The 24,311-nt window shown below is 69.4% G+C and carries 26 protein-coding genes, 2 tRNA genes and 1 pseudogene; 10 read left to right on the top strand and 19 right to left on the bottom strand.

Annotated elements, in window-relative coordinates:
• The 5 genes from ABD093_RS02955 to ABD093_RS02935 all read right to left on the bottom strand — a co-directional run.
• The coding region (locus ABD093_RS02955; protein ID WP_343922318.1) for a hypothetical protein at positions 1 to 870 on the bottom strand (870 nt) is incomplete at its 3' end.
• A gap of 3 nt (positions 871 to 873) precedes the next feature.
• A complete protein-coding gene (locus ABD093_RS02950; RefSeq protein ID WP_343922317.1) occupies positions 874 to 1,602 on the bottom strand; it encodes a hypothetical protein in 729 nt (242 codons plus the stop codon).
• Between the two features lie 47 nt (positions 1,603 to 1,649).
• The gene (locus ABD093_RS02945) at positions 1,650 to 3,284 is read right to left on the bottom strand and encodes a hypothetical protein (RefSeq protein WP_343922315.1); all 1,635 of its coding nucleotides are present in this window, start codon (positions 3,282 to 3,284) and stop codon (positions 1,650 to 1,652) included.
• A 301-nt stretch (positions 3,285 to 3,585) separates the two neighbouring features.
• Positions 3,586 to 4,536 (bottom strand): hypothetical protein, encoded by a 951-nt coding sequence (locus ABD093_RS02940; protein ID WP_343922313.1) that lies wholly within the window; start codon positions 4,534 to 4,536, stop codon positions 3,586 to 3,588.
• 10 nt (positions 4,537 to 4,546) lie between these two features.
• Entirely contained in the window at positions 4,547 to 4,783 is a 237-nt protein-coding gene (locus ABD093_RS02935) for a hypothetical protein (protein WP_343922311.1), read from the bottom strand.
• 92 nt (positions 4,784 to 4,875) lie between these two features.
• On the opposite strand from ABD093_RS02935, the pseudogene ABD093_RS19675 reads away from it, so the two are divergent.
• Positions 4,876 to 5,100 (top strand): annotated as a pseudogene (locus tag ABD093_RS19675) (helix-turn-helix domain-containing protein); the annotation flags it as partial.
• 77 nt (positions 5,101 to 5,177) lie between these two features.
• Here ABD093_RS19675 and ABD093_RS02930 read toward each other — a convergent pair.
• A tRNA-Lys gene (locus ABD093_RS02930) sits at positions 5,178 to 5,251 on the bottom strand.
• A gap of 187 nt (positions 5,252 to 5,438) precedes the next feature.
• Here ABD093_RS02930 and ABD093_RS02925 point away from each other — a divergent pair.
• Complete coding sequence (locus ABD093_RS02925) at positions 5,439 to 6,335, top strand: NAD-dependent epimerase/dehydratase family protein (RefSeq protein WP_193119432.1); 897 nt, start codon at positions 5,439 to 5,441, stop codon at positions 6,333 to 6,335.
• A gap of 25 nt (positions 6,336 to 6,360) precedes the next feature.
• Positions 6,361 to 6,777 (top strand): YchJ family protein, encoded by a 417-nt coding sequence (locus ABD093_RS02920; protein WP_343922309.1) that lies wholly within the window; start codon positions 6,361 to 6,363, stop codon positions 6,775 to 6,777.
• Positions 6,778 to 6,945: 168 nt separating this feature from the next.
• Here ABD093_RS02920 and ABD093_RS02915 read toward each other — a convergent pair whose 3' ends face one another.
• Complete coding sequence (locus ABD093_RS02915) at positions 6,946 to 7,404, bottom strand: DUF3618 domain-containing protein (protein ID WP_193119430.1); 459 nt, start codon at positions 7,402 to 7,404, stop codon at positions 6,946 to 6,948.
• Positions 7,405 to 7,523: 119 nt separating this feature from the next.
• Positions 7,524 to 8,279, bottom strand: coding sequence for an SDR family oxidoreductase (locus tag ABD093_RS02910; RefSeq protein WP_193119429.1), 756 nt, complete (start codon positions 8,277 to 8,279; stop codon positions 7,524 to 7,526).
• Between the two features lie 137 nt (positions 8,280 to 8,416).
• Here ABD093_RS02910 and ABD093_RS02905 point away from each other — a divergent pair.
• The 3 genes from ABD093_RS02905 (at position 8,417) to ABD093_RS02895 (ending at position 9,751) form a co-directional block, all read left to right on the top strand.
• Positions 8,417 to 8,498 (top strand) — tRNA-Leu (locus tag ABD093_RS02905).
• 30 nt (positions 8,499 to 8,528) lie between these two features.
• Positions 8,529 to 9,212, top strand: coding sequence for a histidine phosphatase family protein (locus tag ABD093_RS02900; RefSeq protein WP_193118293.1), 684 nt, complete (start codon positions 8,529 to 8,531; stop codon positions 9,210 to 9,212).
• Complete coding sequence (locus ABD093_RS02895; protein ID WP_193118294.1) at positions 9,209 to 9,751, top strand: DUF4916 domain-containing protein; 543 nt, start codon at positions 9,209 to 9,211, stop codon at positions 9,749 to 9,751. Before ABD093_RS02900 ends, ABD093_RS02895 begins: the two co-directional genes overlap by 4 nt.
• Positions 9,752 to 9,901: 150 nt before the next feature.
• On the opposite strand, the gene rdgB is transcribed toward ABD093_RS02895, so the two are convergent.
• The 6 genes from rdgB to clpS form a co-directional block, all read right to left on the bottom strand.
• Complete coding sequence (gene rdgB, locus ABD093_RS02890; RefSeq protein WP_343922305.1) at positions 9,902 to 10,540, bottom strand: RdgB/HAM1 family non-canonical purine NTP pyrophosphatase; 639 nt, start codon at positions 10,538 to 10,540, stop codon at positions 9,902 to 9,904.
• Between the two features lie 26 nt (positions 10,541 to 10,566).
• Complete coding sequence (gene rph, locus ABD093_RS02885) at positions 10,567 to 11,325, bottom strand: ribonuclease PH (protein ID WP_343922303.1); 759 nt, start codon at positions 11,323 to 11,325, stop codon at positions 10,567 to 10,569.
• A gap of 86 nt (positions 11,326 to 11,411) precedes the next feature.
• A complete protein-coding gene (locus tag ABD093_RS02880; RefSeq protein WP_193118297.1) occupies positions 11,412 to 12,209 on the bottom strand; it encodes an MBL fold metallo-hydrolase in 798 nt (265 codons plus the stop codon).
• On the bottom strand, positions 12,206 to 13,018 hold the full coding sequence (gene murI, locus ABD093_RS02875; protein ID WP_193118298.1) for a glutamate racemase: 813 nt from the start codon (positions 13,016 to 13,018) through the stop codon (positions 12,206 to 12,208). Before murI ends, ABD093_RS02880 begins: the two co-directional genes overlap by 4 nt.
• A 78-nt stretch (positions 13,019 to 13,096) precedes the next feature.
• Entirely contained in the window at positions 13,097 to 13,729 is a 633-nt protein-coding gene (locus ABD093_RS02870; RefSeq protein WP_193118299.1) for a DUF2017 family protein, read from the bottom strand.
• Positions 13,729 to 14,052: an ATP-dependent Clp protease adapter ClpS gene (gene clpS, locus ABD093_RS02865; protein WP_193118300.1), complete on the bottom strand. Its 324-nt coding sequence runs from the start codon at positions 14,050 to 14,052 to the stop codon at positions 13,729 to 13,731. Before clpS ends, ABD093_RS02870 begins: the two co-directional genes overlap by 1 nt.
• Before the next feature lie 129 nt (positions 14,053 to 14,181).
• On the opposite strand from clpS, the gene ABD093_RS02860 reads away from it, so the two are divergent.
• Positions 14,182 to 15,561, top strand: a complete 1,380-nt coding sequence (locus ABD093_RS02860; RefSeq protein ID WP_343922299.1) for a nicotinate phosphoribosyltransferase — start codon at positions 14,182 to 14,184, stop codon at positions 15,559 to 15,561.
• A gap of 85 nt (positions 15,562 to 15,646) precedes the next feature.
• Here the strand turns inward: ABD093_RS02860 and ABD093_RS02855 are convergent, their stop codons facing one another.
• On the bottom strand, positions 15,647 to 17,437 hold the full coding sequence (locus ABD093_RS02855; RefSeq protein WP_226850570.1) for a DEAD/DEAH box helicase: 1,791 nt from the start codon (positions 17,435 to 17,437) through the stop codon (positions 15,647 to 15,649).
• A 130-nt stretch (positions 17,438 to 17,567) separates the two neighbouring features.
• Positions 17,568 to 17,942 carry a DUF3039 domain-containing protein gene (locus ABD093_RS02850; RefSeq protein WP_193118303.1) on the bottom strand — a complete coding sequence of 125 codons (375 nt, stop codon included), beginning with the start codon at positions 17,940 to 17,942 and terminating at the stop codon, positions 17,568 to 17,570.
• Between the two features lie 90 nt (positions 17,943 to 18,032).
• Between ABD093_RS02850 and ABD093_RS02845 the strand changes: the two genes are divergently transcribed.
• Genes ABD093_RS02845 through ABD093_RS02835 form a run of 3 tightly spaced genes read left to right on the top strand, consistent with a single transcriptional unit; the run spans position 18,033 to position 20,595 of the window.
• Positions 18,033 to 18,569 (top strand): VanZ family protein, encoded by a 537-nt coding sequence (locus ABD093_RS02845; protein ID WP_343922297.1) that lies wholly within the window; start codon positions 18,033 to 18,035, stop codon positions 18,567 to 18,569.
• A 20-nt stretch (positions 18,570 to 18,589) separates the two neighbouring features.
• Positions 18,590 to 19,453 (top strand): MurR/RpiR family transcriptional regulator, encoded by an 864-nt coding sequence (locus tag ABD093_RS02840; RefSeq protein WP_343922295.1) that lies wholly within the window; start codon positions 18,590 to 18,592, stop codon positions 19,451 to 19,453.
• Between the two features lie 5 nt (positions 19,454 to 19,458).
• Positions 19,459 to 20,595 (top strand): serine hydrolase domain-containing protein, encoded by a 1,137-nt coding sequence (locus ABD093_RS02835; RefSeq protein ID WP_343922293.1) that lies wholly within the window; start codon positions 19,459 to 19,461, stop codon positions 20,593 to 20,595.
• A 12-nt stretch (positions 20,596 to 20,607) separates the two neighbouring features.
• Here ABD093_RS02835 and ABD093_RS02830 read toward each other — a convergent pair whose 3' ends face one another.
• From ABD093_RS02830 to ABD093_RS02820, 3 genes are read right to left on the bottom strand one after another with little or no spacing between them, the layout of a single operon-like run.
• On the bottom strand, positions 20,608 to 21,465 hold the full coding sequence (locus ABD093_RS02830) for an ABC transporter ATP-binding protein (RefSeq protein ID WP_343922291.1): 858 nt from the start codon (positions 21,463 to 21,465) through the stop codon (positions 20,608 to 20,610).
• Positions 21,462 to 23,324 (bottom strand): dipeptide/oligopeptide/nickel ABC transporter permease/ATP-binding protein, encoded by a 1,863-nt coding sequence (locus ABD093_RS02825; protein ID WP_343922289.1) that lies wholly within the window; start codon positions 23,322 to 23,324, stop codon positions 21,462 to 21,464. The genes ABD093_RS02830 and ABD093_RS02825 overlap by 4 nt, the downstream gene beginning before the upstream one ends.
• A 3-nt stretch (positions 23,325 to 23,327) precedes the next feature.
• Positions 23,328 to 24,305 carry an ABC transporter permease gene (locus ABD093_RS02820; protein WP_343922287.1) on the bottom strand — a complete coding sequence of 326 codons (978 nt, stop codon included), beginning with the start codon at positions 24,303 to 24,305 and terminating at the stop codon, positions 23,328 to 23,330.
• Between the last annotated feature and the right edge of the window lie 6 nt (positions 24,306 to 24,311).

The following is a 24,311-nucleotide window of genomic DNA, read 5'->3' as shown; positions in this document are numbered from 1 at the left end:
TAGTGCTTCCTGGCCATGGTTCATGATCTCGCTTCCCCAGCAAATGCTGGAATCAGCGTGTCCACGAACAAGGGGCAGGCCCCGCTCCCACGCCAGACCCGACAGGCACAGCGGACCGATGACAATCACGATGTACAGCAGCATGTTCCGCGCCACCAACGCCAGACCGATGACCACGCACGCTGCCAGCAGCAGCGCCGCCGCCAACACGCAGATAAGACAGGTTGCGACCACACCACCAGCGGGCACACTCCACGCCGCGACCGGGCCGGCGATCTCCTCGCCGGCAACCAGGTTCCCCACCACGGTCCCGATCTGAACAACGGCCTCCATGATGTTGTCCACGAACTCGTCACCGTCAAGCAGGGTCGCCGTCAGCAATCCGTCCGCAGCGGCATCCACCGCCCTCACGGCCAACGAAGTAAGCGGCACCAGCGCCACAGTCCCCAGCACCGAAGCACCGGCCCCCAAGAACGCATCCCTGGCCCCCGTGAGCGCTTGCGCACGCAGAGACGCCGCGATGATCCGCATCGCCGCGAACAGCACGATCAGCGGCAGGCTGATAAAGAAGATCCGCCCACCCATCGTGTAGATGAACTCCCCCGTCACCTGGGGAGCGGCGATCTGAAACAGCAGATCCACGATCATGTGAAAGAACACCTGAGTGCCATCAACAGTGCTCTGCGCGAACTCCCACAAGAACTCCTCCGCCTTGCCCTCAACCGCAGCCGCAGCAGCGTCACCCGCCGCAGTAACCGGGTTCAGATCTGATTTCCCAAGGGCCTCGCCCGCAGTCCCCACTCCGCCGAGGAGTCCGCCAGCGAAGCCTTTACCCGCCTTACCGGCCAAGCCCAGAAGATCTTCCCCCATGGTTCAGCCCTCCTTCTGCGCCTGGTCGAACTGCCCAGGGACCGCCAGGAACACCTGGCAGTCCTCACCCTCAGCGCACAGCATCGCCACCGACCAGGTCGTCTCCCCCATGTCGGCCTGCTTCCGCACGCCATCGTCGGGATCGGTCAGCTCACGAAGAAGCGTCCCCTGAACCTCCATCACCACAAGACCTCGACCCTCCAGGTACTCCTGCACCTCGGAAGAGTCAGGGGCGAAGAAGTCCAAGAACTCCCCCGTATCGCTCTCGGTGACCTTCTGCGCTGTGAACGTGTCGGTCGTCTTGTACTCGGCGCGGTCCTCCCATGGATCTGCCGCCCACGCGGTAGAGACCACCTGCTCGGCCCACTGCTTCGGAGTCGTCGGGTCCTTCCCCTCGTTCTCGATCTCCGGGGCCGCCGACGCGATTGTCGCCACGTAGTACGCCTCATCGAAGCGCGCCGTATCCGGGCTCCCCAGCACCTCTGCCACAGCCGGCGCAAGCTTCTGGGGCTCCTCGGTGGCCGGCAGCGGCAGCACCACCGGGTTCTCCTCCGGCGCCGGGTCATCCAACCCCGTCACGCCCGTTTCCTCGCTCGTCGGCTGCACATTGATCCTTTCGTCCTCCGGCACGTTGGAGAAACGACCGAGGAGCGCCAGACCTCCGATCAGCGCCATGACCGCCACGAAGGCGACCAACGCGATCTGTACCTTCCTCACCCTGAAAATCCACATGCCAGCTCCTCTAGTCCATTCCCTGTCACCTTCGACAAGCGCGACCATCACGACGCCCCGCTACGCCGCGTAAAAATCCCAGGTTCTAGCTCGTCATCCGGTGGTGGCCCGTCGCGCACGACGGCCGCCCACCACTCAGCCGAGACAGCGTGCCGCGACAGGTGTTCGATCCAAGCACGCCGCTCGGCACGGAACCGCTCGATCAGCAATCCCACCACCAGTGCTGCCCCAACACGCTCGGCGATCTCGCCCAGCAGCTCCGGCCGCGCGATGAGTCGGCCCGAAGCGTCGCGCTCGATCAACCCCCACCCCTCCAACAGCTCCAGTGCTTCGAACGCAGCCGCTCGCGAGACATGCGCGCGCACGTGAGCGGTCGCTACCGAGGTTGCCCCCTGCTCGATCGCCTCAAACAGCAATGCCGCCACGACGCCCAGCTCACGGAATACCGGCCGCAGCGCGTGGATCTTCCCCGCCGGCATGTCCACCCGTTCGGACACCTCAGCGTGACGGGCAGGGATGCGCAGCTCGTACAGATCAGCTTGGGTGCCCTCACCCTCACGAACCAGCACCAACCAGGGATCGTCCGCCTCGCGCAGTTCAGCCAGCACACGAGAAACCGTAGAAGGCTGCACAGGAAGAGACAGGGACAGGGACCGCACCCCGAACTCCACATGCCGTGACCCGCTCTGGTGAGCAGCAGCCGCGAGAGCCCTCAACAGGAACCGTGCGTGCAGTCCCCGAGGCCCCGACAGCTCCAGCCCCTCCACCTCAGCCAGCACCACCCTCCAGCGACGCACGAACCGATGTTCATCAACCGCGACTTCTTGATCGGACTTCACCCGGGGTCCCCCCCTCGTGACTCCCAGCGCCTCGCTTGTGTTGCAGTGACGGACAGACTTCTTCGCTGCCTGCTTCTTCGCCACGAACGCGCAGGCCTTCCGCCATTCCTGCCCGATCAACACACCGGGCTTGTTCGCGTTGAGGTACAGCGACATGAGCCCCGCCCAGCGCCCGTCCTCCACTCGCGCTGTCACGTCGGCGAACTTCATCCCCGAGCGCACCGCCGCGCACAGCACTGCCATACGGGCCGTGGAGCGATCCGAGTAGCCGGCAGCTTGGAACAGGCCCTCACGCGCCAGCGCAACGAACCTGGGGGCCATGACGCGGCCCACGAACGGTGCGTTCAGCACGGAGGCCTCGTCCTCGAGTTCTTCGATCGGCCGCGCCAGCGTGATCGCCTCGCGTGCCGTCTCTGCCAGCTCCTCGCTCAGCTCACGCCGCAGCGCGCCCAGCACCTCAGAGCCATTACGGGTCAGCAGCACCCGCCGCGCAGTGTCCAGCGGCGTCACGAGCTCCTGGCAGCCCGTGCCGTCCTTGTACGGGGAGCCAGGCGTGCGAATACAACCGGAGATCGCGCCCGTGGTGTGGGGCAGCGGATCGACCCCTGGGAACCTCAGCGCCAGCGCCTTCGCCAGCGTGCCCGCGTCCTCGACGCTCAGGCCGTCCCGCAACGGCACGTACACGTGATGCTTGCCAGCAGGCGACCGATCCACGATCACCGAGGCACCGCACCGCTCCAGCAGCGCCACGATCTGATGCAGCACCTCCCTACCGGCAGCACCGGGCACGTCCACATCGACCACGAGCGTCCGGCACTTGCCGTGGGAGTTGTACAGCAGCACCGCAGCCGGCTTCCCCGGCACCTCATCCGTCAGATCCCGCTCATCGCGCGTGGAGTACTCCCATTTGTCTCTCCGGCCGTCCCAGCGCCCAATCCGCACCCGAGAACGACCAGCGATCGACCACGCGAGTAGCCACGCCGACTGTTGATCGGCTGTCACACTCCGACGTACCATCAGCCGTACACCTCCTGTCGATCTTCTTGATTGATGGGGATTAGGACTCGGAACAGGCCGCCAAACCTTTGAAGTTCCGAATCCGCTTTTCCGGAGCGCCGGCCCATTGGGTCGGCGCTCCGTTTGTCTAAGCGCTACGCCCCGCTGCTCGAGGCCGACGACGCCCTTCCTCGGCTTCGAACAGCGAGGGCTGCCAACGGCGACTGGAGGCTTTGGCACTGCTCCGTCGCGGAGTACGGAGTTCACGAGCGTGACGTGCGTGCCACGCCGTGACGTTGACGGCGTCTCCGTCTTCTACTGCGCGAGCGCACTCGGCCAGAAGCGACCACTCTGGATGCCTCTCGGTTCCGAACAGCAGCCAGCCCATCGCCCGCACCTGGCGTTGGTTGAGCCCGGCACGAGCGAGAGAAGCGCTCTCATCGCAGAACAGGGCTAGCCGGCGGCGAGTAGTCGCGCTGGTCATCCCTGCGCCAACGTCGTCAGCCAGTGCGACGTCGACAGTGACATCGAGGGCCGTTCGAACTGCCACAGCCCGCACTTGGAAGCGACCGACCAGCACGCCCATGAACTGACGGGAGACGCGGGGCGGTGCAGCGTTGCCGGCTCGGGGACCGCGCGGCCAGGCTGCAGCCGCTTCGCGCCGGTCTAGAAAGGCGCCACCCGACGCGTCCATCAGGTCCTCAAGATGCGCGACGGGCGCTCGACCGGGTACTACTTGCCGAGACTGCACACCCATCCGCTCTGACAGGACTGCGCGCGACAGGTTCGTGGAGACCGCTGAAACGACGTATCCCAAGGGCTTCTCCATGGCGAGGATCCTGTGGATGTTCGCCGACAACGCGATCTGAGGCGGCCCATCGACGATCATTACCGCCTCAGAGACCACGTCGGAGGGGTCGACCATCACTCCGTTCGTACCGACGTCGGCACGGATCCTTGCGGCCTTGCGTTGGAGTACCTCCCCCACGAGCTCGAGGAACTCGGCGCCGGCGCTGCTCTGCCAGCCCCCGTTGCCAGCAGCGAGGTGCTCCAGTGCGGCGCGAAACCGCTCTTCGTCACTCGCTTCGATTCGGTTCACGGGATGCCCCTCACGCCTGGTGGTGCAAGGAATCGATGTCACGCTCGGCCTCAGCGGCAAGCAGCCACTTCCGCAGCATCTCGCCCTTGATCTGGACTTCGCCGTCTGTGTCCACCAGCAGGCGATAGGCCAGCTCGTTCCAGTTGGGCGGGCGCACCGAGCGCCGTTGGACCATCGCCCACTCCCAAAGCCCGCCGTGCCCCAAATCTCGAAGTAGGCGATCCGCCAGATCCGCTCGACTGTTCATGCGTCGAGACAGTAGTCCAGTTTTCTAGACCAAGCAAGAGCGAACCGGCTCTAAGCCTAGATCGCAGCGATGGAGGCGGGTACTCTTGACCTATGACTGATATTCAAGCCCAGACTCCGGAAGAGGCAGCAACGGCGGACCAGAAGATCTCGGCTGCCGTCCGAGCGCTTGCTGCCGGCCGTGGCGTCAAGAACTCCGAACTCGCGCCGGTGATTGGCGCAAGCCGCGCGACCATCTTTGCCAAGGTCAAGGGCGAGGTCCCATGGAAGGCCAACGAGATCGAGTCGGTGGCGGACTACTTCAGCGTGTCCGTGGGAGACCTCTTCGACGGCCTCGGACTGTTCCGGGACACGACGAAGCCCCACCGGAGAACCGGTGGGGCTTCGAGCGTCGGTGCGCCATCAGGGATTCGAACCCCGGACCCGCTGATTAAGAGTCAGCTGCTCTAACCAACTGAGCTAATGGCGCCGAACAGGAAGAAACATTACCCCCCACCCTCCGAGTCGCCAACTCGAGAGGACCCTCTGTGAGCGAGCTGACAGAACACCTCCCGTCCGCGGACCTGACGGAGCGGGCGCGGCCGATCGCATAGACTTGCTCCTCCCAGGAAGTTCGACGCACGAGGGTCAGCAGGCCGTCGGTGAAGGAGGTCAGCGTGAGGATCGCGGTCACCGGCGCCACAGGCGTGCTCGGCCAGGAAGCTGTGGAGGCGCTCGTCGCCGCCGGGCATGAGGTCACCGGCATCACCCGACGCGACTCCGGGATCCCGATCATCGAGGGCCGCGGCGGCAGGGCAGTCGTGGCCGACGTCTTCGACGCCTCGGATCTCGCGCGCGCGTTCCGCGGGTACGACGTCGTCATCAACACCCTCGCCCACGTGCCGGTCGGCATGGCCGGGCTGCGCCCCCTCGCCTGGCGGGAGGACGACAAGCTCCACCTCGAGGCCTCCGTCGCGATCGCCAAGGCCGCGGCTCAGGCGGGCGTGGGCAAGCTGATCCAGGAATCCACGATCTATCTGTATCCGGACAACGGGTCGGAGTGGATCGGCGAGGATCTGCCGCTCAGCGTGCGCAACCAGGCGTTCCGCCCGCGCGTGGCCGAGATGCGCGCCGCCGTGGACTTCGCGGCCGCCGGCCGCAGCGCGGTCGTGCTGCGACTGGGACTCCTGTTCGGCCGTGACCCCCACACGACGCACGCGCTGAAGGCCACCCGTGAGGGCGACCCGATCCTGCTGGGCAAGCCGGAGAACTACGTGACGCTGCTGCATCACACGGATGCCGGGCGCGCCTTCGTCGCCGCCCTCCGGGCGGACAGCGGCTTCTACAACGTCGGCGGCGAGCCGATCACCAAGGCACGCTGGGCGAAGGATCTCGCGATGGAGGCGGGCGCGCAGAACCCCGCCAAGTTCTACCCGGAGATCACTCAGGCCATCGTCGGCACGAGGCTGGACACGCAGCGTCGTTCGCTGCGTGTCTCCTCCGTGCGGTTCATGTCCGAGACCGGCTGGCGGCCGACGGTGGGCCCGTCCACGCCGGGCTGGTCCCGCAGCTGACCTCCCCGCGCGAGATACTCGAGGGATGAGCACGACGCGCACTCCCCCGGCCGACGAGACGCGCTGCCCCTGCGGGCGCGGGGACACCTTCGGAGCCTGCTGCGGCCCCGTGCTGCGTCAGGAACGCCGTGCCGCCACCGCGGAGGCACTCATGAGGTCCCGCTACACCGCCTTCGCGGTCGGGGACGTCGAGCATCTCCTGAGGTCCTGGCACCCGCGCGAGCGCCCGGACCGCGACGAGCTCGCGGACTCGCTCGAGGACGGGACGCGGTGGGTGCACCTGTCCATCCTCACGACCTCGGCAGGCGGTCCCTTCGACGACGCAGGCACGGTGGAGTTCACCGCCGTCGCCCGCACCCCGCAGGGCCGCCAGGAGCAGCACGAGATCTCCCGGTTTGTGCGCGAGGACGGCACCTGGCTCTTCGTGGACGGCGAGCTGTAGGGGACCACGACGAACAGGCCCGGAGCAGGCCAGGAGCGGACGCGGCACAGCTCAGGACCCGGTGAGGGGCGGGCGAGCTGCACACAGCGAACGGCGCCGGTCACCGAGGTGACCGGCGCCGTCGGGCGCGCGGTGCGGGAATCGTCCGCCGGGGACTGCCCCGTGAGGTCAGTCGCCGGCTGCGCGGGCCTTCGCCGTGGCGAGAGCCTTGTCGAGCTCGGCCTTGGCCTTGGCTGCCGAGGCCTTCGCCTTCTGCGTCTGCGCAGACGCCTGCTCGGAGGCCTTCTTCGACGTCTTCTTGACGTTCTTCGTCGCGGCCTTCGCAGTCTTCGACGGCTTCGCGGGCTTGTCGTCACCACCGGAGAGGGCGATCGCCGCAGCGATTCCTGCACCGATGAGCACCACGCCGATGACGCCGCCTGCGATCGCTATCGGGAGCGTCGAGGCGGACTTGTCGTCACCGGCGTCGGAAAAACCCTTCACCGAACCGACGAGCTCGTTCTTCCAGCGGGTCGCCGCGTTCTTCGGGTTCACACGGTCGACCAGCTCGTCGATGTCCGACGCCAGGTTGTCCTGCCGCCGGTAGGCCTCGTCGCGCATGTCGTCCAGGCTGTTCTTCTTGGCCACCACTGCCTCCGGGGGTCGTCAGGGCTTGATCCCGCTGATCGTATCGCGAGCAGGAGGTCGCGAGGTGACCAGCCGGGAATCAGGCGTGATTCTGGGGTCGTCTGGCTGAACCGGTCGGTTCAGCCCTGGGTGCGTGCCAGGAAGTCGTCGGCGCCGCCCACGAGCTCCACGTGGCCGGTCTCGACGTCGGCAGTGGCCATCGCCGCCACCTCGGCGGCGAACTCCTCGACGGAGTACAGCTTGCCGGCGGCCTCTCGCCGCTCCTCGAGCGCACCGGGACGCGCACGGTTCAGCAGGGTCGCGGTGACCGTGCCCTCGATCATGTCGCCGGAGACGACCACGAAGGAGATGCCCTTCTCGGACATCTCACCGATCCGCGCGGTCAGCGCCTTCTCCCCCGCGTTCTTGGACCTGGCGACCTGCTCGTACTCGGGCATGGTCTCGACGTCGTCGATGAAGTGCGCCTGGTGGCTGGTCACGAAGACCACGCGGCCGCCGGTGGACAGCCGCTCGAGGCCCGCCGTCAGCGCATCGTTCTGCGCGTCGCGGTTCAGGCGCATCGCGTAGTCCTCGCCGAGGTCCGCCTCCATGCCGCCGGAGGCGTTCAGGACCAGCAGGTCCAGGCTGCCGAAGGTGTCGATGGCCGTCTGCATGAGGGTGTCGACGCCCTCGGCCTCGGTGAGGTCGGCGCCGACGGCGACGGCCTTGCCGCCGGCGGCCTCGATCTCCGCGACGACCTTCTTCGCGCGGGGTGCCTTCTGGCGGTAGTTGATGACCACGGCGGCGCCCTGGTCGGCGAGCAGCTTCGCGGTGGCGGCGCCGACCCCTCGGGAGGAACCGGTGACGACGGCGGTCTTGCCTGCGAGGGCGCTCATGGGGGACTCCTGTGATGCTGGGGATCGGGAACGACGAGGTGGAGGCTGCGGTCGCCCAGGACGGGCGAGGTGCATCGCGCCACCAGCCCCACGAGCCTACCCGGAGCATCCGGCGGCTGCAGATAGGCTGGGCGGGCGCGCGAGTGGCGGAATCGGTAGACGCGCTGGATTTAGGTTCCAGTGCCCCAGGGCGTGAGGGTTCGAGTCCCTTCTCGCGCACGCACCATCCCCGTATCGAGGAGACGCTTCATGACGCTGTTCGGACTCGTCCGCCATGGGCAGACGGACTACAACCTGCAGAACCGCTTCCAGGGGTCCTCGGACATCCCGCTGAACGACACCGGGATCGCCCAGGCGCACGCCGCCTTCGACCAGCTCCCGCCCGTGGACTGGGACGTGATCGTCACCTCACCCCTGCAGCGTGCCGAGCAGACGGGCCGGATCATCGGCGAGGACCACGGCATCCCCTTCGGCGGCACCGATCCGCGGTTCGTGGAGATCGACTGGGGCTTCGCCGAGGGCAAGCCGGTCGACGAGATGCAGGAGGCCTACCCGGATCGCTCCTTCCCGGGACGGGAGGACCACCAGGCCGTCGCCGACCGCGGCTATGACGGACTCGAGGCGCTCGAGGAGCGCTACCCGGGCAAGAAGGTCCTGGTCGTCGCTCATGGCACCCTGATCCGCTTCATCCTGTCGGGGATCATCGAGCAGCCCCTGCCCTCGATCCCGAACGCCACCCTGTCGCTCGTGGAGCTCGAGGGCACGACCTGGCGGGTGCGGATGATCGCCGGCGAGGAGGTCGACCACGCCGTGAAGGTCGCCAGTCGCGAACAGAACCCGCGCTTCCACGTCGAGAAGGGCCAGCTCGCCCCCGCGCTGGCCGCGGCGGCCGCCGCCGACAGGGACGACCACTCCGCGGAGGCGACCCGATGAGCCCCCGCACGGCTGTGGACACCGAGGGCGCCTGGTTCGAGCCCGAGCACATCGCGCAGCTCCGCCGCCATCTGCCCATCTCCTACCTGGACCTCGTGCCCGTGCGCACCGACGTGGACGGCTCCGTGGTCGAGGTGGGCCTGCTGCTGCGCGCCTCCGGCAGCGGCCAGATCGTGCGGGCAATCGTCTCCGGCCGGATCATGATCCACGAGACGATCCGCGAAGCGATCTCCCGCCACATCGACAAGGATCTGGGACCGATGGCGATGCCCCGCATCCCGGTCTCCCCCGTGCCCTTCACCGTCGCCGAGTACTTCCCGACCCCGGGGATCTCGCCCTTCCACGACGCCCGCCAGCATGCGATCTCGATGGCCTATGTGGTGCCGATCGACGGTGAGACCGCCCCGCAGGAGGACGCCCTGGAGCTGACCTGGTTCGGGATCGACGAGCTGCTCGCGGAGTCCTCCCCGCTGGACGAGATGAGCGGCGGTCACGACCTCATCGTGCGCCGGGCACTCGCCCACGTCGGCGCCGCCTGACAGATTCGCCGACGGGCACGGGACGCCCGACGTTCCGCACCCGACGCCCGACACCACCACGACGCGGCGCCCCTGATCCGCTCGGATCAGGGGCGCCGCGTGTACCGGCCAGGGTTCAGCTCGACGCATCTCGGAGCAGCGGGGCCCGGATCAGTCGAGCAGCGGAGCCACGTGCTTCGCGATCGCACGGAACGCGGTTCCGCGGTGGGAGATGGCGTCCTTCTCCTCGGGGCTGAGCTCCGCGGCGGTCCGCGCCTGGCCGTCGGGCCGGAACAGCGGGTCGTAGCCGAAGCCGCCCTCGCCGTGCCGCTCCCGCAGCAGGTGCCCCGTCATCTCGCCGCGCTCGACCACCTCGGTGCCGTCCGGGGCCACCAGCGCCGCCGCACACACGAAGCGCGCGGCGCGGTGCGCATCGGGCACATCGGAGAGCTGGGCGAGCAGCAGGTCGTTGTTCGCCTCGTCGTCCCCGTGAGCTCCGCTCCAGCGCGCCGAGAAGATGCCCGGCGAGCCGCCGAGGACGTCGACCGCGAGACCGGAGTCGTCGGCGACGGCGAGCAGCCCGGTCGCCGCGGCCGCTGAGTGGGCCTTCAGCAGGGCGTTGCCCTCGAAGGTGACCGCGTCCTCGACCACGTCGGGCAGCTCGATGCCCGCCGAGGAGACGATCGATTCCGCCGCGAGCCCCGGCACGGCGGCGGTCATGATGCGCTGGAGCTCGTGGAGCTTCTTGAGGTTGTGGGAGGCCAGGATGATCCGGGCCCCCGCCGAGACGCTCGTGGTCCCCTCGTGCATCGCAGCAGGGTTCGACGCTGCTGGGTTCATCGCTGCTGGGCGAGGACGTCGCGCTGGATCGCGGCGAGCTGCTCGCAGCCGCCGGTGGCGAGGTCCAGCAGGGCGCCGAGCTCGGTGCGGTCGAAGGGTGCGCCCTCCGCGGTGCCCTGCACCTCGACGAAGGAGCCCGAACCGGTCACGACCACGTTCATGTCGGTCTCGGCGTTCACGTCCTCGCGATACTCGAGGTCCAGCAGCGGGCGGCCCTCGACGATGCCCACGCTGATCGCGCTGACGGAGTCGGTGAGCACCTCGCGGGCGGCAGGGACGGCGGTGTGCTTCTTGCCCCAGGAGATCGCGTCGGCCAGCGCCACGTAGGCGCCGGTGATCGCGGCGGTGCGGGTGCCGCCATCGGCCTGCAGCACGTCGCAGTCCAGTTGGATGGTGTTCTCGCCGAGGGCGTCCAGGTCGATGACCGCGCGCAGGGAGCGACCGATCAGGCGGGAGATCTCGTGGGTGCGGCCGCCGATCTTGCCCTTGACGCTCTCGCGGGCGCCGCGGGTGTTGGTGGCGCGCGGGAGCATCGCGTACTCGGCGGTGACCCAGCCGGAGCCGGAGCCCTTCTTCCAGCGCGGCACGCCCTCGGTGAAGCTGGCCGCGCACAGCACGCGGGTGCGGCCGAATTCGATCAGGGCGCTGCCCTCGGCATGGTCGAGCCAGTCGCGGGTGATGCGCACCTCGCGCAGCTGGTCAGGGGTGCGACCGTCGACGCGGTCGCCGGTCGGGGTGGGGTTCTGGGTGCTCATGGAGCAGGTTCTCCTCGGTGTCGCTCAGGCGTACTGATCGAGGATAGCCGCCGGGCACCGGGCCCTCAGAACCCGGAACGCCGAACTCAGGCGGTGGCGTCGGTCCTGGTGGTGTCGTAGACCGCCTGGGGCACGGCGAGCTCGAGCGGGCCCGAGTAGACGCTGCGCGCCTCGGCGAGCGGCACCGCGGGGTCCGTCCACGCGGCGATGTGGGTGAGCACCACGCGCCCGGCGTTCGCGGTCACCGCGGCCTGCCCGGCGCGCAGGCCCGTCAGGTGCACGCCGGAGAAGCGGTCGTCGCGGCCCTCGATGTAGCCGGCCTCACAGAGGAACAGGTCCGCGCCGGCCGCCAGCTCGTCGAGCGCCTCGCAGGCATCGGTGTCACCGGAGTAGGCGAGCACGTCGCCGCCTGCGGTGATCCGGAACCCGTAGGCCTCCACGGGGTGCAGCACCTCGCGCACCTGGATGTCGAACGGCCCGATCGTGAACCGCTGGTGGTCCTCGAGCGCGTGGTTCTCGAACGGGACGCAGTCCACGCCGTCCGGGATGTTCCCGGCGCGGCCCAGCACGGCGGCGATGCGGTCCGGGAGCGGCCGCGGCGCGTACAGGGGCAGCTGGGGCAGGTCGGTGCGCTCGTGGTACGCCCAGAAGACCTCGAGCCCGGTGACGTCGAGGTAGTGGTCGGGGTGCAGGTGCGAGATGATCACGGCGTCGAGGTCCGCAGGATCGATGACGGACTGCAGCGGTCCGAAAGCGCCGGAGCCGAGGTCCATGAGCACGCGCCAGGTGCGTCCGTTCTCGTCCTCGTGCTCGAGGAGGTAGCTGGAGGCGGCGCTGTCCGGGCCGGCGAAGCTGCCGCTGCAGCCGATGACGTGGATCCTCATGCCGTCACCACCGGCAGGCTCGTGGTCACATCGAGCATCGGGCCGAGGAACCGGCGCGAGAGGCGCACGAAGGACTCGCTGCCCTCGCCCTCCGCAGTCTGTGCGAACACGTGGTGCGGACCCCGTTCCGAGACGCGCAGCAGGGACCCGCCGCGCAGCTGGCGATAGACGTCCAGGGCGGTCTCCTCGGCGGAGGAGACCAGCGTGACCTCCGGACCCATGACATAGCTGATCGCACCGGCGAGCATCGGGTAGTGGGTGCAGCCGAGCACCAGGGTGTCCACCCCGGCCTCCTGCACCGGCGCCAGATACTCCTCGGCCACCTCGATGACCTCATCGCCGGTGATCACCCCGTTCTCGACGAACTCGACGAAGCGCGGGCAGGCCTGGGTGAGAATCTGCAGATCGGGAGCCGCGGCGAAGGCATCCTCGTAGGCGCGGGAGGTGACGGTGCCCTCCGTGGCGATCACTCCCACCCGGCGGTTGCGGGTCGCGGCGACGGCACGGCGCACGGCCGGCTGGATGACCTCGACGACGGGCACGTCATAGCGCTCACGGGCGTCGCGCAGCACGGCGGCCGAGGCGGTGTTGCAGGCGATCACGAGCATCTTCACACCGTGGTCGACCAGGTTGTCCATGATGTCGAGCGTCAGGGAGCGCACGTCGGCGATCGATCGCGGCCCGTAGGGTCCGTGCTCGGTGTCGCCGATGTAGACCAGCTCCTCCTGCGGCAGCTGGTCGAGGATGGCTCGGGCCACGGTCAGCCCGCCCACCCCGGAGTCGAAGATCCCGATCGGCGCGTTGTTCATCCCGGTAAGGCTAGTGTCGATTGCCGTTCGGGGCAGTGACTGCCCCCTCACTGGGTGCTGTTTCACAGTTCGCGGACATCAGTCCAGCGCACGGAGCAGGCTCTCCTGGAGCCAGGACAGCAGCTCGTACACGGCGATCACGATGTCGGACCCGACCTGATCGCCCTCCGGCTCCGAGGCCTCCTCCACCCGCTCCCCGATCTGCTGGAGCATCCGCACGGTGTCGAAGTCCCCGTCGCGCTGCAGATCGAGACGGTCCGCGAGCACGATGCGCACGTCGTTCAGGGCGCGCAGGAGGGCGATCGCCTGGGCGTCGTCGAGCACGATCTCGCTGTGGCTCGGGCCTGCTGAGTCGATGATCGCCATCACCTGGGCGAGATCGGCGAGCTTCCCGTCGGCGAGATCCTGCTGGCCCAGCCGCCGGAACTCCCCGGCGAGCGTCGGGTCCTCGGAGGCTGCGGGGAACAGCCGCTTCACGGCGGAGTCCGCGGGCTCCCGGGCATCGCGGCCGGCGAACTCGGCCTCCAGGCGGCGCAGCGGATCGTCGCTCTCCGCCGCGCGCTGCAGAAAACCCGGATCGGCGTCGATCCCCAGGTCAGCCCGGATGAGATCCGCGGTCTCCTGGGCGACCTGCGCGATGATCGCCTTCTCCTCCCCGTCGAGCCGGCAGGCGAGGCTGCCATCGGGGCGGCGTCGGAATGCGTGCGCCATCAGTCCTCCCCCGCCCTCTCCAAGGTCGCGTGCAGGCCGAAGGAGTGCATGGCCTGCACGTCGGTCTCGACGCGCTCCCGGGAGCCGCGCGAGACGATCGCCCGGCCCTCCTCGTGCACCTGCATCATCAGCTGCTCGGCGACCAGCCGCGAGTACCCGAAGTGCCGACGCAGGACGAAGACGACGTAGCTCATGAGGTTCACAGGGTCGTTCCAGACCACGGTGCACCACGGGCCGCTGGTCCCGACGTCCTCCTGCACGGCACCGGCAGGGTCGGTCAACGAGCCCATCCCGGGGTCGGCCCGCCGCAGCTCCACCGGCATTCGTGCTCCTCCTGTATCCCGCCGCTCGCCGTCCCATGACAGCTGACATGGTCCTCGGCAAGCGGCCCGGTCGAGTCTACGGGGCGCGTCCGTCACTCGGTCGGCCCGGCACGCATTACCGTGGACACTGTGACTTCTGCCCTGCTCACCGACCTCTACGAGCTGACGATGCTGCATGGTGCCCGCGAGGCGGGCACCGCATCGCGCCGCTGCGTCTTCGAGGTGTTCACCCGTTCGCTCCCCGAGGGCCGGCGCTACGGGGTGCTCGCCGGCACCGGCCGCGTGCTCGATGCCATCGCCGACTTCCGCTTCGACGACGCCGACCTGCGCTACCTGCGCCGGTCCGGGCTGCTCGACGAGGAGACCCTCGAGCATCTCGCGGCATACCGCTTCGCGGGAGACGTGCACGGATACGAGGAGGGTGAGCTGTTCTTCCCGAACTCGCCCGTGCTGCGGATCGAGGGCACCTTCGAGGATGCGGTGATGCTCGAGACCGTCGTGCTGTCCATCCTCAACCATGACAGCGGCATCGCCTCGGCCGGGTCGCGGATGATCACCGCCGCCCGCGGCCGCCCGTGCATCGAGATGGGCGGGCGCCGGGTGCATGAGGACGCCGCCATCGCCGCCGCCCGCGCCGCGTACATCGTCGGCTTCCACTCCACCTCGAACCTCGCCGCCGGAGCGCACTACCGGATCCCGGTCGCCGGGACCGCGGCCCACGCGTTCACACTGCTGTTCGACTCCGAGGAGGAGGCCTTCCGCGCCCAGATCGCCTCCCAGGGGGCGGGGACCACCGTGCTGGTGGACACCTACGACGTCGAGGCCGCCGTGCGCACCGCGGTCGAGATCGCCGGCCCCCAGCTCGGCGCGGTGCGCCTGGACTCCGGGGACCTCGGCGTGCAGGCCCACGAGGTGCGGGCCCTGCTCGACTCCCTCGGCGCCACGGACACGCGGATCACCGCCACCGGCGACCTCGACGAGTACCGCGTCGAGGAGCTCACCGAGGCACCGCTGGACGGCTACGGCATCGGGACCCGCCTGGTCACCGGTGGGGGCCATCCCGCCCCCGGCTTCGTCTACAAGCTCGTCGAGCGCGAGGGGGCCGACGGCGCGATGCACCCGGTCGGCAAGCGGTCCCAGGACAAGGCCACGCTCGGTGCGGGCAAGGCCGCCTACCGCATGATCGTGGGCGAGCGCGCCCACGCCGAGCTGGTGCTCCCCGGCGAGTCCGAGGTCGCGGAGTTCGAGCGGGAGCTGATCGCCGAGCTGACGTCCGGCGAGGCGAACCCCGAGTGGGCTCGCACCTCGCTGCGGCCCCTGCAGAAGCCCATGATCCTCGGCGGCGAGCCGGTGCACGATCTGCGAGCACCCGCTGTGGTCGAGGCGGCGCGGGCGCGGCATGCCGCCTCGGTCGCAGAGCTGGGCCTGTCCCCCGACGACGGCCCGGATGGCCCTCCCGCCATCCCCACGGTCACCGACGGCGTCGAGGCCGCCCGCGTGCTGAGCTGAGACAGCCGCGCGACGGACGGGTCAGCGGCGGCCGAGTGAGTTCAGCGGGCGGGCCGGATGAGGTCACCGCACGCGCCGGATGAGCTCAGCGGCGGCCGACGAACCAGCCTCGCACGACGCCGATGCGCGCCTGGATCTGCTCCGCGCTGGCCTGGGCCACCGCAGGCCCTCCGCACCGGCTGCGCAGGGTGTTGTGGACCGAACCGTGCGGGATGCTGGACTTCTTCGCCCACGCCGAGACCAGCGTGCTGAGCTCCTTGCGCAGCTCCATCAGCTGCCGGTGGTCCACCACCCCGGGGGTGACGGTCTGGTCCGCGGAGCCGTTGCGCTTGCGCCGCTCCTGCTGCTGGGCCTGCTGCTGCTGGAGCACGGTGCGCATCTGGTCGGCGTCGAGCAGGCCGGGAATCCCCAGGAACTCCTGCTCGTCCTCGCTGCCGGCCAGACCGCCGGCTCCGTACTCGCCGCCGTCGAACAGCACACGGTCGAACGAGGCCTCGGACTCGAGGGCCTCGAAGGTCATCTCCAGCTGATCGCTGGTCTCCTCGGGACGGTTCGCCTCCTCGATCAGGCTCTCGTCCAGGCCGGTGACCTCGTCGCCGCTCGCAGGGCGCAGGTCCAGCACATGGTCACGCTCGGCCTCCAGCTCCGCGGCATGGGCCATGAGGATGGGGACCGTGGGCAGGAAGACGCTCGCGGTCTCACCGCGGGTCCGCGAGCGCACGAAGCGGCCGACGGCCTGCGCGAAGAACATGGGGGTCGAGGTCGAGGTGGCGTAGACGCCGACCGCGAGGCGCGGCACGTCGACGCCCTCGGACACCATGCGCACCGCGACCATCCAGCGATCCTCGGAGGCGGAGAAGTCCTCGATGCGCTTGCCGGCGCCGGCGTCGTCCGAGAGCACGACGGTGGGTGCCTGGCCGGTGATGTCCTGGAGTGTCCCGGCATAGGCGCGGGCCGCCTTCTGGTCGGTCGCGATCACGAGTCCGCCGGCGTCCGGGACGTGGCGACGCACCTCGGTCAGTCGCCGGTCCGCCGCCGAGAGCACCGACTGCATCCATTCGCCGTTCGGATCCAGGGCGGTGCGCCAGGCCTGCTGGGTGATGTCCTTGGTCTCGAGCGCGCCGAGCTGCGCCGAGACCTCATCACCGGTCTTGGTGCGCCAGTGCATGCGCCCCGAATAGGTCATGAACAGCACGGGGCGCACCACATGGTCGCGCAGCGCCTCGCCATAGCCGTAGACGTAGTCCGCCTTGGAGCGGGAGAAGCCCTCGCCGTCCTCCTCGTAGATCACGAAGGGGATCTGCGAGGCGTCGGAGCGGAACGGGGTTCCGGTCAGGGACAGGCGGCGCACCGCCGGATCGAACGCATCGCGCACACCGTCACCCCAGGTGAGGGAGTCGCCGGCGTGGTGGATCTCGTCGAGGATCACCAGCGTGCGATCGGCCTCGGTGCGCGCTCGGTGCAGCGCAGGGTGCATGCCCACCTGGGCATAGGTCACCGCCACGCCCTGATAGTGGGAGCCATGGGCGCCCTGGGCGTTGGAGAAGTTCGGATCCAACGAGATGCCCACCCGTGCGGCGGCGTCGGCCCACTGGGTCTTCAGGTGCTCCGTCGGGGCGACCACCGTGATGCGGCGGACGGTCCCCTCGGAAAGCAGCCCCGCGGCGACCTGCAGGGCGAAGGTGGTCTTGCCGGCGCCGGGGGTCGCGACGGCCAGGAAGTCCTTCGGGGTGAGGCTGCGATACAGCTCGAGAGCCTCGGACTGCCAGGCACGCAGCTTGGGGACGGTGCCCCAGGCGGCGCGTTCCGGGTAGGCGACGGGAAGCGATCGCGCGGCCGCCTCGGAGGGCTGGCGGGGATCGCTCGTGGAGAACAAGGAAGGGGTGGTATTCACGGCGTGATCCACCGTACCGCCGCGGTACGACGACCCGCGCACCAGCGCGATGTGAGGAAGTCCGCGAGCGCGCCGCGGCCCGGGCGATCACCCGGGCCGCAGCGGCGAGCGGTCAGCGCCGGCCGCCGAAGAAGCCGCGGAAACCGCCGCCCTTCCCGCCGGAGCCGCCCTTGCCGTCGCCGCCGCCGTCCTGCGGGTCGCGGAAGCCCTCGTAGATCTCCTTGCACTCCGGGCACACCGGGTATTTCTCGGGATCCCGACCCGGCACCCACACCTTGCCGCACAAGGCGATCACGGGCGTGCCGCCGAGCGCGGCCTGCGTGATCTTGTCCTTGCGCACATAGTGCGCGTACCGGTCGTGGTCACCGTCGTCGGTGGTCTGCTCCTTCTCCTGGAGCTGACGGTCCAGCACCGCAGTGCTGCCCGGCGCGGCCCCGGGATCGTCGCTGTACGGATCCAGCCGGGACGGGTCGGATGTGGAGGACATGGGCAACTCCCTCGGTCGATGTCGTGCTGCCGTGAGCCTAGCGGCCCTGCCTCCCCGGAGACAGCCGCCGACGCTGGGATAATGCCGGGTATGGACGTCGTCGCCGAGTTCCTCCGCCGCCTGCCCCACGAGATCCGTCGCGCGGGAGGGTCCCTCCTCGGGCGCCTCGGCCTGCTCCTGCTGGCCCTGATCCTGAACATCGGGTTCTACCTGCCCTCGATCCCGGCCGGCACGCCCGGCACGGGGATGCCCGGCCTCGACAAGCTCGTGCACCTGCTGGTGTTCGCACTGACCGTCTGGGCCGCGGGGCGTGCGCTGGCGCCGCGCCGACGCTTCCCCATGGGCTGGATCGTGATCGTCGCGTTCGCCCACGGCCTGCTCATCGAGCTGGTCCAGCTGGTGCTCCTCCCCGAGCGCGGCGCCGAAGCCACCGATGTGCTCTTCGACGTCATCGGCATCGCCCTGGGCCTGGGACTCTGGCTCGGGGAGCGGCTGCGCCACGAACGCGCCGGAGCACGCCTCGAGCGTGACGAGCTGGAGCATGAGGGGACGGCGCCCGCCGACCCGGTGGAACCTGTCAGGTCACAGATGGACCAGGTTCCCGAGAACCCCGCTCCCCCACGCTGAACCGCCCCTACGATCGGCGCATGAGCACCCAGTCCCACCTGCAGGCCGTCCGGGAGCAGCTGCCGCCCTCGATGCGCCGGGTCGCCGACGCGATCCTGGAGGACCCGCACCGGATCCTCCAGGGCACCATCACCGATCTGGCCACCGCCTGTGCAACCTCCGAGCCCACGGTGGTGCGTCTGTGCCAGCGGCTGGGACTCGCGGGATATGCGGACCTGCGGCTCACGCTCGCCGGGGAGCTGGCCTCGGAGCAGGTCCGCAGGCTCCATCTCGGCAGCACCCATGGGGCCGACCTCCCCGCCGACTCCACGCTCTCGCAGATCGTCGCGGACATCGCCCTGACCGAGGCCCTGGGCATCGAGGAGACCGCCGCGACGCTCGACATCGCCGAGCTCCACCGGGCCGTCGAGGCCCTCGCCGATGCGTCGATGGTGCTCCTGCACGGGATCAGCGCCTCGGCCTCCGCGGCGGGCGACCTCGAGCGCAAGCTCCAGCGGATCGGGCGCAACGCCCGCTGCCTCCGGGACACCCACGATGCGCTCGCCGCCGCCGCCCTGATGGGGCCGGGACAGGTGGCTCTGGGGTTCTCCCACAGCGGTTCGACCCGCGAAGTCGCCGCCGTCCTCTCCCAGGCCCGGACCGCGGGCGCCCGGACGATCGCCCTCACCAACAGCGTCGAGGGACCGGTGGTCGCGCAGGCCGACATCGTGCTGCGCACCTCCGTGCGCGAATCCACCTACCGCTCCGGAGCGATGGCCTCACGATCGGCCCAGCTCCTCGTCGTGGACTGCATGTTCGTGGCGATCGCCCAGCGCAGCCGCGACGACACGGTCGACGCCCTGCGCACCACCTACGACGCCCTCGCGGACTACAGGAGAGCATGACGTCCATGGACGACACCGACGCACCGGACCCGACGACGGACGGCACTGCGCAGAACCGGCTCGAGGAGCTGGTCACCGCCGTGAGCCGGGGCGCGGCGACCGCGCCCGCTGACGGTCCCGCGATCGAGGGCGCGGCCGCTGCGACGGCCGCTGTGGACAGCCCGGGCCGCCCCGTCGCCCGCGCGCTCGCCGGCTCGACCGCGCTCTTCGCGCCCGATGGCGCACACCTGCCTGCGGACTCCCCCGAGCTGACCCCTCTGGTGGCGGACACGCTGTTCGACATGGCGTCGGTGACCAAAGTGGTCACGACGCTCACTGCGGCCACCCTCATGGACGACGGGCTGCTGGACCCGGAGGCCCCGGTCGCCGAGTACCTCCCGTCGCCGCATCCGTCGATCACGGTGCGGCAGCTGCTGACGCATACCGCCGGACTGCCACCGGTCATGCCGCTGTGGAAGGTCCCCGGCGGCCGCGAGCAGCGCCTTGCCGCCATCGCCGGTGCGCAGCTCGACACCGAACCCGGCACCGCGCACGCCTACTCCTGCATCGGCTTCATCCTGCTGGGAACCCTGCTCGAAGGGCTGACCGACACCCCGTTGCCGGAGCTGGCCCGGATACGCGTCCTCGACCCCGCCGGGGCGACGAGCGCGGGATGGTCGCCGTCCGTCGAGGAGGGCTCCCGCGCCGCGGCCACCGAGTACCAGGAGGACCCGCCGCGCGGGCTGGTGCGAGGGTCCACCCATGACGAGACGGCGTGGTCCCTGGGCGGGGCCGGCAATGCTGGGGTCTTCGCGACCCTCGATGACGCGCTCGCTCTCGGACGGGTTCTGGCCGGTCGAGGACCGGGGCCGACGCTCTCCGGCCCGGTGCGTGCCCTGCTGACCACCGATCAGCTCCCGCCCGGGGTGACCACCGGGGCTCCGTGGCGGCAGGGCTTCGGGCTGCGGGTGGGTCAGGAGCTCTGCCCGGGCGAGGTGCTGCCCCGCGTCGTCGGGCATCCCGGGTTCACCGGCACCTCCGTCCTCGCCGATCCGAGCACCGGCACGGTCGCCGTGCTGCTGACCAATCGGGTCCACCCGCACCGGACGCGGTTCTCGATCGACCGGTCCCGGCGCGGGCTGGCCCGCATCGCGTTCGTCTGAGCGGCGGGTCGATCAGCCCAGTCGGGCGCCCGGGTTGGGCGCGGCGGCCAGCAGTCGCTTCGTGTACTCGTCCTGCGGGTCGTCGATCACCGCATGGCTCTCGCCCTGCTCGACCACGCGGCCATGGTGCATGACCATCACCTGATCGCTGTAGCGTCGCGCGCTGCCCAGGTCATGGGTGATGTAAAGGACGGCGAGGTCCTCATCGCGGCGCAGCGAGTCGATGAGATCGAGCATCTCCTTGCGGATGGTGACATCGAGCATCGAGACCGGCTCGTCGGCGATCAGCACCTTCGGGGAGGCGGCGAGCGCCCGGACGACGGCCACGCGCTGGCGCTGCCCGCCGGAGAGCTCGTGCGGGAACCGGTCGAGATAGCGCTCGGCCGGGGTGAGGCCGACGCGCTCGAGCAGCTGGATGCACCGCTCGTGCACGGCGGCCTCGCCGCGGGCGTCCTGATGGATGCGCACCGCGCGCCCCAGCGTGTAGGCGATCCGGCGCAGCGGGTTCAGGGAGGCGAAGGGGTCCTGCAGCGTCAGCTGCACGTCCCCCACGTACTCCCGGTGCCGGGAGCCGCCGCTGGTGGGGACGTCACGCCCCTCCAGCAGGATCCGCCCCGAGGTGGAGGGGATCAGGCGGGCGAGCATCCTGCCCAGCGTCGACTTCCCCGAGCCGCTCTGGCCCACGAGGGCGGTGACCCTGCCCTGGACCAGCGAGATCGAGACGTCGTCGACCGCCCGCATCGTCTGCTGCCGGCGCAGCAGACCGCTGCGGGCCCCGACCGGGTACTCCTTGACGAGGTTGCGGCCTTCCAGGACCACCCGGGCGTGGGCCCGGGCGGAGGATCCGTCGGTGGTGTCGGTGAGGGTCATGCGAGGCTCCCCAGTTCTGCGAGCGAGGACAGCAGGTTCTTGGTGTACGGGTGGCGGGGATCGCGGTAGATGTCCACGGCCGGGCCGTACTCGACGAGCTCGCCGTGCCGCATCACGGCGATGGAGTCGGAGATCTCCAGCAGCAGCGCGAGGTCGTGCGTGGTGAACACGATCGCGAAGCCGTACTCCTCGCGCAGCCGCAAGATCTGGTCGAGCACATCGCGCTGGACCAGCAGGTCCAGGGCGGTGGTGGGCTCGTCCATGAAGATCACGTCAGGTTCGAGCACGAGCGCGATGGCGATGGCGACGCGCTGCTTCATGCCGCCGGAGAGCTCGTGGGGATACGCCTCCAGACGGTTCCCCTCGATCCCGACCCGTTCGAGGTGCTCGCGCGCGATGGCGGTGCGCTCGGCGGGCGGCAGGCCCGGCCGGTGCACCCGGATCACGTCGTCGAACTGGGCGTGGATCGAGGTGACCGGGTTGAGGGCGTTCATCGCGCTCTGGAACACGACGGCGATCTCGTTCCAGCGCAGGGCACGCAGCTCCCGGTCCTCCAGGTGCAGCATGTCCGTGGCGGTGCCGTCCTCCCCGCGGTAGGTGATCGACCCGCCGGCCACGTCCGCCGGGGGTCGCAGCAGACGGGTGACCGCGTTGGTGAGCGTGGACTTGCCCGACCCGGACTCCCCCGCCAGTCCCAGGACCTCGCCGCGACGCAGGGTCAGCGAGACGTCCTGGACGGCGTGCACCGTGCCGAACGCCGTCGGATAGTCCACCCGCAGCGAGTCGACCTCGATGATCGGGGATCCCGGCATCGGCGAGGGCCGCAGCTGCGGCGCGAGATCCGGATCGCTATCCCGATCACTCACGCCGTCGCGCTCCTCCGTGAGAGCCACGTGCTCGGCGGTCGCCGAGGTGGCCCCGCCCGGGGCGGCACCCGCGCCCGAGGCCACCCCGGAGGCCTGGACGTTCGCGGCGGTCGCATCGCCGCCGGCGGCCCGGCTGCTCGCCGACCTCTTCGTCGCGGAACCCGTGCGCAGACGGGGATTCGAGTACTCGTCGATCCCGAAATTGATGAGAGCGAGTCCGGCACCGATCACGGCGATAGCGAGGCCTGGGGGGACGAACCACCACCAAGCGCCCGATAGCAGCGCCTGCGCATTCTGGGCGAAGTACAGCATCGATCCCCAGCTGGTGGTGGTCAGGGAACCCAGCCCGAGGAAGGCAAGCCCGGCCTCGGCGAGGATGCCCCCGATCACGGAGAATAGGAATCCCGAGGCGACCAGAGGGAGCATGTTCGGCAGCACTTCGAAGAACATGATCCGAATGCGACTCTCACCGGTGGCTCGCGCCGCTTCGACAAATTCCCGGTTGCGCAGCGAGAGGGTTTGGGCACGGATCACGCGGGCCGCTCCGGCCCAGGACGTGATCGCGATGACCACGGCGATGGACAGCATCCCGCGGGAGGGCAGGTAACCCGTGAGCACGATCAGGAGCGGCATCCCGGGGATCACCAGGAACACGGCGGTGAGGATGTACAGCAGGTCGTCCGCGACGCCCCGAAGGTAGCCGCCGATCAGGCCGACCGCGACCGAGAACAGTTGGGAGATCACTCCCGCCAACAGACCCACCAGCAGTGAGATCCTGGCACCGTGGACGAACTGGGCGAAGACGTCCTGTCCGGACTGCGTGGTCCCGAGCCAGTACCGCCCTGAAGGTGGCTCGAGCATGTCGAACGAAGTGGACCTGGGGTCGTGGCCGGCCACCAGGGGCCCGATCACAGCGATGATGACGAACACCAGGACGATGATCGTTCCGGCACGGACTTTTCCGCTGCGCGGGATGAGCGAGGAGATCGACATTGCTCAGGCCCCCTGTCGGGTTCTGGGATCGAGGAACACATAGGCGATGTCAGCAATCAGGTTCGCCACGATCACCGCCAGCGAGATGATCAGGAACAGCCCCTGCATGAGCGGGAAATCCTGAGCGCTGACGGCTTGGAAGAGCGCATATCCAAGACCGGGATAGTTGAAGATGACCTCGGTCAGCATCGATCCGCCCACGACCGCACCGATGGCGAGCGCGAACCCGGTGACGCTGGGCAGGATCGCATTGCGCGCGGCATATCCGAACAGGACCATCCGCGGGGGCAGACCCTTCGCTTCGGCCATGGAGACGTAGTCCTCTCCCATGATCGTCACGGTCATGTTCCGCATCTGGAGCACCCACCCGGCGAACGCGCCGATGACGATCGTGAGCGCGGGCAACGCGGCGTGGTAAAGCACCGATGCTGCGAACTGCGCCGTGGGCTCAGGGAAGATCGCCCGGTCGTACCCACCACCGGCCGGGAAGATGTTCACGGTCACCGAGAGCAGCATGACCAGGATCAGGGCCATCCAGAAATACGGGATGGCGTTGAGGAACGTGAGCCCCGGCAGCACGTGGTCGGACCAGGTTCCTCGTCGCCAGGCGAGAACGACGCCGAGGCCGGTGCCGAGAACAAAGCCGATCACTGTCGAAACGCCCACCAGACCCACCGTCCAGGGCAGGGATTGACTGATGATGTCCAGCACCGGGACCGGGTACTGGCTGAGCGAGACGCCGAGGTCGAGGTGGAGGAGATCGAGGAGGTAGTGGACGTACTGGATGAACAGAGGATCGTCGGAGATGCCGAACTGGGCCGCTATGGCGTCCCGGGCGTCCGCGTCGATCTGACCTTCCGACCCAGCGATGAGAATGCTCACCGGGTCCCCAGGCATCAGACGAGGGATGAGGAAGTTGAGGGTCAGCGCAGCCCACGCGATGAACGCGTACAGACCGAGCTTTCGAAGCAGAAATTTCATAGGGGC

Source organism: Brachybacterium tyrofermentans, assembly GCF_039526165.1.
Taxonomy (GTDB): domain Bacteria; phylum Actinomycetota; class Actinomycetes; order Actinomycetales; family Dermabacteraceae; genus Brachybacterium; species Brachybacterium tyrofermentans.
Note: the sequence above shows the minus strand (reverse complement) of the source record. Positions and strands in the feature narration are given on the sequence as shown.